The sequence below is a fragment of the Amycolatopsis sp. NPDC039088 genome (genome assembly GCF_055598845.1).
Genome location: NZ_JBVKAE010000029.1, coordinates 113,676 through 125,123, shown reverse-complemented (window position 1 = coordinate 125,123; position 11,448 = coordinate 113,676). Strand labels below are relative to the sequence as shown.

11 protein-coding genes and 1 pseudogene are annotated in these 11,448 nt (G+C 68.2%); 4 read left to right on the top strand and 8 right to left on the bottom strand.

Annotation, left to right across the window (positions count from 1 at the left end; all coding sequences use genetic code 11):
• Window positions 1-107: 107 nt before the first annotated feature.
• Window positions 108-737, bottom strand: a complete 630-nt coding sequence (shbA, locus tag ACZ7KI_RS31650; protein ID WP_470276702.1) for an RNA polymerase sigma factor ShbA — start codon at window positions 735-737, stop codon at window positions 108-110.
• Window positions 738-866: 129 nt separating this feature from the next.
• A pseudogene (locus tag ACZ7KI_RS31645) lies at window positions 867-995 on the bottom strand (sigma factor-like helix-turn-helix DNA-binding protein); the annotation flags it as partial.
• A 478-nt stretch (window positions 996-1,473) separates the two neighbouring features.
• Between ACZ7KI_RS31645 and ACZ7KI_RS31640 the strand changes: the two are divergent.
• Window positions 1,474-1,725, top strand: coding sequence for a WhiB family transcriptional regulator (locus ACZ7KI_RS31640; RefSeq protein ID WP_465506657.1), 252 nt, complete (start codon window positions 1,474-1,476; stop codon window positions 1,723-1,725).
• Window positions 1,726-1,820: 95 nt separating this feature from the next.
• Here ACZ7KI_RS31640 and ACZ7KI_RS31635 read toward each other — a convergent pair whose 3' ends face one another.
• Entirely contained in the window at window positions 1,821-3,332 is a 1,512-nt protein-coding gene (locus ACZ7KI_RS31635; RefSeq protein ID WP_470276701.1) for an MDR family MFS transporter, read from the bottom strand.
• A gap of 88 nt (window positions 3,333-3,420) precedes the next feature.
• Window positions 3,421-4,047, bottom strand: a complete 627-nt coding sequence (locus ACZ7KI_RS31630) for a TetR/AcrR family transcriptional regulator (protein ID WP_470276693.1) — start codon at window positions 4,045-4,047, stop codon at window positions 3,421-3,423.
• A 100-nt stretch (window positions 4,048-4,147) separates the two neighbouring features.
• Here ACZ7KI_RS31630 and ACZ7KI_RS31625 point away from each other — a divergent pair, with 100 nt between their 5' ends.
• The 3 genes from ACZ7KI_RS31625 (at window position 4,148) to ACZ7KI_RS31615 (ending at window position 7,733) form a co-directional block, all read left to right on the top strand.
• On the top strand, window positions 4,148-4,891 hold the full coding sequence (locus tag ACZ7KI_RS31625; RefSeq protein WP_470276692.1) for an SDR family NAD(P)-dependent oxidoreductase: 744 nt from the start codon (window positions 4,148-4,150) through the stop codon (window positions 4,889-4,891).
• Between the two features lie 175 nt (window positions 4,892-5,066).
• Window positions 5,067-6,263 carry an LCP family protein gene (locus tag ACZ7KI_RS31620; RefSeq protein ID WP_470276691.1) on the top strand — a complete coding sequence of 399 codons (1,197 nt, stop codon included), beginning with the start codon at window positions 5,067-5,069 and terminating at the stop codon, window positions 6,261-6,263.
• Window positions 6,264-6,356: 93 nt separating this feature from the next.
• The gene (locus ACZ7KI_RS31615; RefSeq protein ID WP_470276690.1) at window positions 6,357-7,733 is read left to right on the top strand and encodes a neutral zinc metallopeptidase; all 1,377 of its coding nucleotides are present in this window, start codon (window positions 6,357-6,359) and stop codon (window positions 7,731-7,733) included.
• 71 nt (window positions 7,734-7,804) lie between these two features.
• On the opposite strand, the gene ACZ7KI_RS31610 is transcribed toward ACZ7KI_RS31615, so the two are convergent.
• The 4 genes from ACZ7KI_RS31610 to ACZ7KI_RS31595 are packed head-to-tail and all read right to left on the bottom strand — an operon-like array spanning window position 7,805 to window position 11,441.
• On the bottom strand, window positions 7,805-8,998 hold the full coding sequence (locus ACZ7KI_RS31610) for an acyl-CoA dehydrogenase family protein (protein WP_470276689.1): 1,194 nt from the start codon (window positions 8,996-8,998) through the stop codon (window positions 7,805-7,807).
• A 1-nt stretch (window position 8,999) separates the two neighbouring features.
• Window positions 9,000-9,929, bottom strand: coding sequence for a 3-hydroxyacyl-CoA dehydrogenase NAD-binding domain-containing protein (locus ACZ7KI_RS31605; protein WP_470276688.1), 930 nt, complete (start codon window positions 9,927-9,929; stop codon window positions 9,000-9,002).
• Entirely contained in the window at window positions 9,926-10,672 is a 747-nt protein-coding gene (locus ACZ7KI_RS31600; protein ID WP_470276687.1) for an acetoacetate decarboxylase, read from the bottom strand. Before ACZ7KI_RS31600 ends, ACZ7KI_RS31605 begins: the two co-directional genes overlap by 4 nt.
• A gap of 1 nt (window position 10,673) precedes the next feature.
• Entirely contained in the window at window positions 10,674-11,441 is a 768-nt protein-coding gene (locus ACZ7KI_RS31595) for a crotonase/enoyl-CoA hydratase family protein (RefSeq protein WP_470276686.1), read from the bottom strand.
• Window positions 11,442-11,448 lie beyond the last annotated feature (7 nt).

The following is an 11,448-nucleotide window of genomic DNA, read 5'->3' as shown; positions in this document are numbered from 1 at the left end:
CCTTGAGGGACCCAGAGTCCCTCAAGGAGTCCTTCACGGACCCAGCGCTACCCGGCTCACCCGCCGTAGGTAACCAAAACACCGTCGGCCAGAACCGTCGTTACCACTCACGACTCTTCCGTGAGGATCTTCCTCAGCCGCGTCAAAGCGCGGTGCTGGGCCACCCGCACCGCGCCCGCGGTCGAACCGACCACGCCGGCGGTCTCCTCCGCGGACAAGCCGACGACGATGCGCAGGACGACGATCTCCCGCTGTCTGTCCGGCAGGATCCGCAGCAACTCGCCCATCCGGCCGCTCAATTCGTTGTGCAACGCGTGCTGTTCCGGGCCGGCGGAATCCGAGACGCCGTCGGGGACTTCGGCGACGGGGTCGGAACGGTTGCGGGCGGCGGCGCGGCGGGCGTCGGCGACCTTGTGCTGGGCGATGCCGTAGACGAACGCGAGGAACGGCCGCCCTCGTTCGCGATAGGTGGGTAGCGCGCGGAGTATCGCCACGCAGACCTCCTGCGCGACGTCGTCCGCCGAGGCGTAGGTCCGTTCCTGTCTGCCGATCCGCGCCCGGCAGTACCGGATCACAAGCGGCCGGACGGTGCTCAGCAGCTGGTCCAGCGCCCGCTGATCACCCCGGCCCGCGGCCGCGACGGGGGCGTCGAGGGAGTACCAGCGGGCCGGGGCCACCTGTTCCGGTTCCGCCGCCACCGGGGAGCCGGGCTCCACCAAAGCGAGTTCACGGATCATCGCGCGGTTCTTGATCCGGGACAGGGTGTCTTCGACGTCGAGCCCCATCCTCAGCGCGTCGAGGAAGGCTATGTTGGCGTTGTCCAGCTGGCGGACGAACTCGGGGTCGTGCTCCGCCAGCCGGTCGCGCGCGTGGCGCAGTGCCGTGCTGACGGCCTCCTCCGCGATGCCGAGGATCCCGGCGATCTCCCGCGACGTGAAGCCGTCCAGTGCCCAGGCCATCCCCAGCTGCTGGCGTTTCGGGAGCCGCCCCAGCATGGTCAGGACGGCCGACGCCTCGTCGGCGAGAGCGGTGAGCTTGTCTTCCCTGCCCACGTCGGCACAGGCCCAGTCCGCCCGGGCCGCGGTCTGCTCCTTCGCCCGCCGGTATCCGACGCGACGGACCCAGGATCGCGGTTGGGTGATGGTCCGCCAGTCCTCATAGGCGTTGAGCATCGCTTCCGCCGCCGCGTCCCGCGCCGGATCCAGCGCGAACCCCGCCTTGCACAGGAAGCCGGTGAGCAGCGGAAACTCGGTCTGGAAGAACTCCTCGAACTCGTCGTGGCCCATCACCCGCACTCACCGCTCTCAGCCGCCGGACGCGAATGCCCTCGTAGGACAGGTGCAGCGAGCGGGCCGCTGAGTGTAACGATTCGGTCAAGGTGAAGTTTACGGCGTGCACCCCAGTGGATACCCGGGTCCGAACGGAAGTCGTTTGACGAGGAAGAGAAAATCGAGAAAAGGAGGTGATAGGAAAATGGAAACGAGGATGGCGAGTGAGCTGAGGGAAGCCGCTTGCCGAGGTGAGGATCCCGAACTGTTCTTTCCGGTCACCGAAATCGGTCCGGGCGCCCGGCAGGTGGCGCAGGCCAAGGCCGTCTGCGCGCGGTGCCCGGTGACCTCGGCCTGCCTGGCGTATGCCCTGGACAACGGACTGGACCATGGCGTTTTCGGCGGGCTGACCGGCAGCGAACGACGTCGCCCGGTTCGCGTGCGCAGCGCGGCCTGAATCCACCGGAAACGCAATCGAATTTTCTCGCGGTTTTCGCGCGCGCGAAAAGAGGTCCCCGGTTCGGCGAACCGGGGACCTCTTCGTGTGGAGGATCAGGCGACGGTCTCTTCGGCCAGCCGTTCGTTGCCCGACTGGGTCTTCAACGGCTTGTGCCTGAGGAAGGCGACCGCGACGATCACCAGCAGCGCGATCGGCGCGCTGATCAGGAACAACTCGCTGGTCGCTTCCCCGTATGCCTCGCGGACCACCGTCGCGATCGGCTCGGGCAGCGTGGCGATGTTCGGCACCGCGCCGCCTTCCCCGCCGCCGGGCAGCGGGCCGATACCCTCGGTGATCAGCGCCGTGACCCGGTTCGCGAGCACCGCGCCCAGCGCGCTCACGCCGATCGAACCGCCGAGACTGCGGAAGAACGACAGCGTGGACGTCGCCGTGCCGAGGTCGTGCGCGTCGACGTCGTTCTGCGCCACCAGCACCAGGTTCTGCATCAGCATGCCGACGCCGACGCCGAGCACCACCATGAACGCGCTGAGCACGACGAGGTTGGTGTGCGCGTCGAGCGTCCCCAGCAGGGCAAGGCCCGCGGTCATCAGTACCGAGCCGAGCAGCAGGTGGCTCTTCCACTTGCCGGTCCGGCTGATCAGCTGTCCCGAGATCGTCGAGGAGACGAGGAGACCGAAGATCATCGGCAGGCTCAGCAGCCCGGCCACCGTCGGCGACTTACCGAGCGAAAGCTGGAAGTACTGCGACAGGAACACCGTCCCGCCGAACATCGCGACACCGACCAGGAAGCTCGCGAGAGTGGTCAGGGTGACCGTGTGGTTGCGGAACAGGCTCAGCGGCAGGATCGGCTCGGCCACCCTCGACTCGACGTAGACGGCGAGGGCGAGGATGACCACACCGGCGGTCACCAGGCCGACGGTCCACCACGAGCCCCAGGCGAACTGGTGCCCGGCCAGCGATGACCAGACCAGCAGTGTCGAGACCCCGGCCATGATCAAGAACGCGCCGAGGTAGTCGACCTTCACATCACGCCTGATCGTCGGCAGGTTCAGCGTGCGCTGCAGCAGCAGGATCGCCGCGATCGCGAACGGGACGCCGAGGAAGAAGCACCAGCGCCAGCCGAGCCACGAGGTGTCCACCATGACACCGCCGATCAGCGGGCCCGCGATGGTCCCGACGGCGAACACGGCACCGAAGATCCCCGAGTACTTCCCGAGCTCACGCGGCGAAACAATGGCCGCCATGATCACCTGCGCGAGCGCGGTGAGCCCGCCCGCCCCGATGCCCTGCGCGACCCGGCTGCCGATCAGGAGCTCGATGTTGCCCGCGAAACCGGCGACCAGCGACCCGACCACGAACAGCCCGAGCGACAGCTGGATGAGCAGTTTCTTGTTGTACAGGTCGGAAAGTTTGCCCCAGAGCGGCACCGTCGCGGTCATCGCGAGCAGTTCGGTGGTGACCACCCAGGTGTAGGAGGACTGCGAGCCGCCGAGTTCGGAAACGATCCGCGGCAACGCGTTCGCGACCACCGTCGAGGCGAGGATGGCGACGAACATGCCCATCATCAGCCCGGACATGGCTTCGAGAACCTGTTTTCGGTTCATCGAACCGGGCGCGGCCCCCGGTTCTCGTGGTTCGGTCATGGATACGGACACAGCTGTCCCCCTTCGTGTTCCTGTGTCGCCGGGCGCGTCAGTGCGCGCGGCCGCCGGGCTCCGGGAGCCCGGCGAGAAGCGTTTCGGCGGCTTCGTCCAGCAGATCGAGCGCGGACACCTTGCCGTCGCGCTGGTACCAGAGGATCAGCGTGGCGTTGACCGCGGCGCCGATCGTGGTCAAGAGCAGCGTCGGGTAGAGGTCGGCCTCGGGATCGGTGCCGGTGCGGCGTGCGATCGCCTCGATCGTCGGTGCGATGGTCTGGTGGTTCATCGCCACCACGCGCGAATGCAGCGAGGGATTCTCCTGGATCGCCCGCATCCGGCCGAGCCACTCTTCGCGGTTCTCCTCCACGACGGCGAAGTCCTCCTTGATCGCGTCGATGAAGGCGCGTGGGGTGCGGACTTCCTTCGGCGCGGCGAGAAACCGCTCGATGGTGCGTTGTGACCGTTCGGCGTGATCGGCGTAGGCGATCACCACCGCGTCCTCTTTGGACGCGAAGTAGTTGAAGAACGTGCGCGCCGAAACCCCCGCCGCCGCACTGATGTCCTCGACCGTCACCTGGTCCAGACCACGTTCGGCGACGAGCCGGACGGCGGTGGTCGCCAGCGCGCGGTGGGTTTCCAGCCGCTTTCGCTCGCGGAGACCTTTGACGGGTTCGGGCATGAGCACCACGATACGCCGGAAAATGCAGATACTGCAAAATTGCAGTCTGTGAAGCGCACCACTGGCGACCTGGTGCGAGCCACCTGGCAGACTGCGGCGGGTGAGCGGAACGGTGCTGGTACTGGGCGGACGCAGCGAGATCGGCCTCGCGGTCGCCGAGCGGCTCGCCAGGGGCGGGGCACGGGAGATCGTGCTGGCCGCGCGGCGGAGCGCGGACCTCGGCGCGGAGTCGGAGCGGTTGCTGGCCGCGGGGGCGGAGAAGGTCGCCACGGTCGAGTTCGACGCGGACGACCTCGCCGGGCACGGTCCGTTTCTGGAGAAGGTCGTCGCGGAGCACGGACCGCTGGACGTCGTCGTCACCGCTTTCGGGATTCTCGGCGATCAGGCGCGGGCCGAAGCGGACGTCGAGCACGCGGTCGCGATCGTGCACACCGACTATGTGGCTCATGTGAGTGTTCTGACGCATGTGGCCAAAGTGCTTCGTGAGCAAGGAAACGGGAGCCTCGTGGTGTTCTCGTCGGTCGCCGGGATGCGCGTCCGGCGGGCGAACTACGTCTACGGATCGGCCAAGGCGGGCCTCGACGGTTTCGCGAGCGGTTTGGCCGACGCCTTGCACGGCACGGGTGTGCATCTCCTGCTCGTCCGGCCCGGGTTCGTGATCGGCCGGATGACCGAAGGCATGGCGCCCGCGCCGTTCTCCAGCACTCCCGATCAGGTCGCCGACGCGACGGTCGCCGCGCTCCGGAAACGCCGGGGCACGGTGTGGGTGCCGGGACTGCTGAGGCTGGTGTTCGCGGTGATGCGGGTGGTGCCACGGGCGATCTGGCGCCGGATGCCCCGCTAGATGAGCGCAGCGCGGTCGTTCCGGTACGCGGTGTCGCGACCGGTTGTCCGCTTGATCACTTTCGCTGGTCCGAACGGGCTTTAAGACCTGTTCATGACACATTTCTCAGGTATTTCCCAGCTAACGCGGTGATCCTCGATTTCGGGGGATCATTCACGGAAGCGGGGAGAAGGTCGTGCTGCTCACGTCGCGAGGACGGCGGATCGGCGGCCGCGTCGCATTGGGCCTGGTGTCGACGGTCGTGCTGGGGGTCACGGGGTACGCGTGGGCCCAGTTGAGCCGGTTGGACGGAGCGATCGTCACGGCCGACGTGATCGCGCCCTCCGCCCAGCTCCCCGACAGCCCGGCAGGTGAACCGCTGAAGGTGGCGCAGAACATCCTGCTCGTCGGCATCGACTCGCGCACCGACAGCAACGGCAACCCGTTGCCGCAGAACGTCCTCGACGCGTTGCACGCCGGAAGCGGCGACGACGGCGGTGACACCACCGACACCATGATCGTGGTCCACATCCCGGCGGGCGGTGCCGCGGCGACCGCCATCTCCATTCCGCGCGATTCCTATGTGGACATCGCGGGCGGGTTCGGCAAGCACAAGATCAATTCGGCGTTCAGTCGAGGCAAGAACGCCGCGATGAACACCCTGCGCGCACAGGGGCTGACCGGCCCGCGGCTCGAGGTCAAGGCCAACGAGGCGGGCGCCAAACTCGCGATCCAGACGATCGAGCAGTTCACCGGCCTGTCCATCAACCACTACGCCGCGGTCAACCTCGCCGGGTTCTCCGCGCTGAGCGAGGCCGTCGGCGGTGTCGAGGTCTGCCTCAAGGAACCGGTGCAGGACAAGTTCTCCGGGGCTTCGTTCCCGGCCGGGAAGCAGCTGCTTTCCGGGCCACAGGCACTCGCTTTCGTGCGGCAGCGGCACGGGCTGCCCAGCGACCTCGACCGCATCGCGCGGCAACAGGCTTTCCTTTCGAGTATGGCCAAGACCGTGCTGGACGCCGGGACGTTCACCGATCCGACACGGCTGAGCGCGCTGGTCGGCGCGATCCAGGGTTCGGTCGTGCTCGACCGCGGTTGGGATGTGGTGAGCTTCGCGCAGCAGCTGCGGGGGATGAGCTCGGGCGCGCTGAAGTTCCAGACGATCCCGGTCCAGAGCCTCGCGCTGCCGACGCCTTCCGACGGTGTCGCGGTGAAGGTGGACCCGGCCGAAGTGAAGGCGTTCGTGGAGACCACGCTGACGTCGACGTCCGTCGCCGCGGTGGGGGAGCCGACGAGCGGGATCGGGATCAAGCCGGTGGCGGCGACTTCGTCCGCGGCCGCTCCGCCGTCGTCCCCGTCCTCCGCGCCGCCCGAGCCGGCCGGCTGCGTCAACTGACGCCGCATCCAGAGGACTAAATGCGCTGAACCACGTCGTGCCGTCATCCGTGTTGATGATGTGATGACGCGTCGGTCTGGCTGGGCTCTCCTGGTGAGCCTGTCCCTCTGCCTCACCGGATGTGCCACGACCGTCCGGGGAGCGGCACAGGCGGTGGATTCCACGCGGGTGGCCGGGCTCGAGATCACCGACGGGCCCAGCGGGCTCAAACCCGGCGTGGTCGCACCGGCCCTCCCGGTCGACGGCGGGGACGGCGGTGAGATCGACAAGCTCGCGGCCGGCGCGGTCGCCGACGTCCAGGGGTACTGGCGCGAGCACCTGCCCTCGGTCTTCGGCCGCGAGTTCCGCCCGCTGGCCACCCTCGTTTCGTACGACTCGGCCGGGCGCGGCCGCGTGATCTGCGGAGCCTCCACCGCCGGGCTGGTCAACGCGTTCTACTGCTCCGCGGGCGACGTCGTCGCGTGGGACCGCGGTGAACTCCTCCCGATGCTCAACGACTCCATCGGCCAGGCGGCGGTCATGGCCGTGCTCGCCCACGAGATCGGCCACGCCGTCCAGTTCCGGCTGGGTCTCCCGGCCGCCACCCCGTCGATCGTCAAGGAACAACAGGCCGACTGCTACGCCGGGGCGTACCTCCGCTGGGTCGCCGAGGGCAGGTCGCCGATGTTCCAGGTGTCCACCGGTCGCGGGCTCAACGAGGTGCTCACCGCGCTGTTCCAGATCCGTGACTCCGCCGGGGTGGCCTTCGACGACGACGGCGCCCACGGCAACGCGTTCGACCGGGTTTCCGCGTTCCAGTTCGGCTTCACCGACGGGCCCGCGCGGTGCGCGATGATCGACGAGCGGGAGATCGAAGGCCGCAGCACGCAAGGCGGTTTCGGGTCGGCCGCGGCGAACGAGCGGGCGGCGGCGGAAAACGTCCGTCTCGACGACCCCGACGCCCTCGCGGACCTCACCACCAGCCTCCGGCAGGCGTTCCGGCTCGCGGCGACGCCGCCGACGCTCACCACCGGCGCCGCGTGCGGCGTGACGAAGGAGGACGCGCTCGCGTCGTACTGCTCGGAGTCCAACCAGATCAACCTCGACCTCGACGGTCTCGTGCGCATCGGCACTCCACCCCGTCGAGGGCGCCAAGGTGGCATCGGTGACTTCGCCGCGTTCGCCGAAGTCGCGTCGCGCTACACCCTCGCCGTCCAGCAGGAGGGCGGATTCCGGCTCGACGGACCGGCGGCCGCGCAGCGCACGGCCTGCCTCACCGGCTTCTGGGCCTCGACCATCGTCGACGGCGGAGCACTCACCTTGGCGCCGGGCGACCTCGACGAGGCCATCGCCGAGATGCTGACCCGGAACAGCCTGATCGCTGCGGACGTCCGGGGCCGGACGCTCCCGGCGGGCTTCGCCAGGGTCGCCGCCTTCCGTGACGGCTTCTCCTCCGGCACCCAGGACGTCTGCGGCAAGAAATACCGTTAGAGAAGTACGTGAAGGCCCCCTTCACTGCGTCTAGCGCAATGAAGGGGGCCTTCACGTATTTCTCCGTCAGGTCACACGAAGGCGCTCTGGCCAGTGATGGCCTTGCCGACGATCAGCGTGTTCATCTCACGGGTGCCTTCGAACGAGTAGATCGCCTCGGCGTCGGTGAAGAACCGCATGATGTCGTTGTCCAGCACGATCCCGTTGCCGCCGAAGATCTCGCGGCCCCAGGCGACGACCTCCCGCATCCGCGAGGTCACGAACGCCTTGGCGAGCGAGGAGTGCTCGTCCTTGAAGATCCCGGCGTCCTGCAACCGGGCGAGCTGCACCAGCATGCCCCACGACGCGGTGATGTTGCCGAGGCTCTTCACCAGCAGATCCTGCACCAGCTGGAACCGGGCGATCGGACGGCCGAACTGCTCGCGCTTCTTGGCGTAGTCCAGCGCGAGTTCGTAGGCGCCGATCATCACGCCCAGTGCCTGCCACGCCACGCCGCCGCGGGTCGCCCGCAGGATCTCCGCGACGTCACGGAAGGAGTTGATGCCCTGCAGCCGATTGGCCTCCGGGACCCGGACGTCGGTCAGCGTGATCTCCGCGTTCTCCACGATCCGGAACGCGAACTTGTTCTCGATCTTGACCGGCACGAATCCGGGGGAGTCCTTCTCGACCACGAAACCCTTGACGTGGTTGTCGTCGACGTCGCGGGCCCACACGATCACCAGGTCGGCGAAGGTCGCGTTGCCGATCCACTTCTTGGCGCCGTTCAGGATCCAGGTGTCACCGTCGCGCTTGGCGGTGGTGCGCATGCCGCCCGCGACGTCGGAGCCGCCGAGCGGCTCGGTCATCGCGAACGCGCCGATCTTGTCCATCGCCGCCATCGACGGGAGCCAGCGGTCGCGCTGTTCCTGGTCGCCGCCCGAGTAGATGCTGTACATCGCGAGTCCGTTGTGGACACCGAAGAAGGTGGCCACGGAAGGATCCGTACGGGTCATCTCCATCGCCATCATGCCGCTGAGCAGGTGGCTGGTGGCCGGGAGGTGCTCGCCGTAGCCCTCGTAGGGCAGTCCGGCGAGGCCGAGTTCGCGGAACTTGCCGACGAGCTCGTGCGGGAACTCGCCCTTGGCCCAGTACTCGTTCACGAGCGGCTTGACCTCGGTGCGCATGAAGTCGCGCGCCTTGAGCAGCAGCTTGCGCTCCTCCTCCGGCAGCAAGGCCTCGTAGTCGTAGAAGTCGGCGGTCAGCTGGTCTTCGAGTGTGCTGGTCATCTCAGTTCTCCTCCTTGACGGCACTGTCCAAAGCGGACAGCACCGCGAGCTGCTTGCGGTCGCGCGCCTCGGCGAGTTCCGAGTACGTGGAGGAGCCGTAAGCGGATTCCACGGCTTCGATGAGCCGTTCTTGTTCTTCTTCGTTCTGTGACGGCTGGCCGAGGCCCGCCCACATCTTCTTCATCGATTTGCCGATGTGCTCGGCCATGTGCCGGTAGCCGCCGGGGCCGCCGCCCAGATGCGAGCCGAGGAACGGCCCGACGGTCGACCAGCGGATGCCGAGCGAGTTCGTCATCACCGTGTCCAATTCGGACGGTGACACGACACCCTGCTCCACCAGGTAGATCGCCTCGCGGCTCAGCGCGTTCTGCAGCCGGTTGCCGACGAACCCGGGGATCTCCTTGCGTTCCACCACCGGGGTGCGGCCGACGAACCGGTAGAACTCGACGGCGCGGTCCACCGACTCGGCGCTGGTGCGCTCGCCGGGGACGACCTCCACCAGCGGGATCAGGTGCGGCGGGTTGAACGGATGCCCGATGAGGACACGGGACGCGTCGTCGAGGTCCGCCGCGAACGCCGTCGAAGGGATCGCCGACGACGAGCTGAGCAGCAGCGCGTGCGACGGTGCCTCGCGGACCAAGGTCGCGAACAGTTCTTGTTTGAACCCGACGTTCTCAGGCCCGTTCTCCTGCACCACATCCGCGTGCCGCACGGCTTCCGCGACGTCGGTTGCGAGGTGGACGCGAGGGGCGAGGTCCGCGACGTCCCGGCCGAGGTGCGGGGCGAACGTCTCCAGTGCGTCGGCGACGGCGTCGGCGAGATCCGGCCGAGGGTCCGAAACCCAGACCTCCATGTCGTGCGCGGCGAACAACGCCGTCCACGAAAGGCCGATCGTGCCCGCGCCGATCACCGCGGCTGTCCGGAAAGTCATGACCGTGCTCCCTTCAAGTAGTCGAAGACCGGCTTGACCGGGGCGAGTGTCAGGTCGGTGAGGATGTGGCTCGCCGAAACGACCTCCAGCACCGGGAGATCGGCCAGCGGGGCCAGGACGTGCTGGAACAGCTGCAGCCGGGCGGGGCCGGTCCACGCCTCCTTGACCACCACGTCGGTGATCTCGGTGCGGACCAGTTCGAAGACCCGCGGCGAACCGTCGTAGTCCGGGATGGTCTTGAGCATGAACGTCGGCACGGTGATCTGCGTTTCGGCCTCGCGGACGTCGAGGCGGTGATGCTTGTAGCCCATGGTCGCGGTCGCGACCCGCTGGCTGCCGTAGTCGAGCGTGCCGACGAGCGCGCCGTTCTCGGGGAACAACCTCGGCGAACCGATGGTCTTCGGGTAGGCGCTGATCTCGCGGCCGGAGGCGGTGGCCGGGAAGTTGTCGAGGTACATCGCGTGCAGGTACTCGCCACGCTCGCCTTCGAAACTCACCGGGATCGCCTGTCCGGACTCGGTGTAGGGCCCGTATCCGCTGACGTCGCCCATTTTCATCACCTCGAACCGCACCAGCGGCTCGTCGATGTCCAGCGGCTCCGGGACGACGGCACGCAGGGCGTCCGCGTCGGTGCGGTAGACGATGTTCAGGTACTCGCGGTTGGTGAACCGGGGCACCACCGGCGCGTACGCCGGATTCGTGAGCGGGGTGGTCACGTGCTGGAGAACTTCTTGCTGCTTCATTTCACTCACCAGTCCACTGTGGAGCGCGGCGCTCGGCGAAGGCCTGCATGCCCTCGCGGACGTCGGCCGACTTCATCAGCGCCGGCATCTCCGCGCGCTGGGTGGCAAACGCTTGCGCGTCCGGGACGCCGTCGGCGGCGCGGACGATCTTCTTGACCAGTGCCAGCGCCAGCGGAGCGTTGGCGGCCACCTGTTCGGCGAGCTGCAGCGCGACCGCGGCGGCCTCGCCGCTGGGGACGACGCGGTTCGCCAGGCCCAGCCGTCCGGCGCGCTGCGCGCTGATCGGCTCACCGGTGAGCAGGAACTCCATCGCCAGGTGGTGCGGGATCCGCTTCGGCAGCCGGATCACGCCGCCGCCGGCGGCGATCAGCCCGCGCTTCACCTCGGGCAACCCGAACTTCGCGTCTTCGGCGGCGACGATCAGGTCGCAGGCCAGCGCCAGTTCGAACCCGCCGCCCATGGCCCAGCCTTCGACGGCCGCGATCAGGGGTTTCGACAGTTCGGTCTCGGTCAGCCCGCCGAATCCGCGGCCGGGGATCTCGGGCGACTCACCCTGCAGTGCCGCCTTGAGGTCCATTCCGGCGCTGAACGAGCCGTCCGCGCCGGTCAGGACCCCGGCCCGCAGGCCGGGATCGGCTTCCAGGAGGTCGAGTGCTTCGGCGAGCCCGGCCGCGACGGCGGCGTTGACCGCGTTGCGTGCTTGTGGCCGGTCGATCGTGATCAGCAGCGTGCCGCCGATCCGTTCCGTCCTTACTTCGTTGGTGCTCATGGTCTTT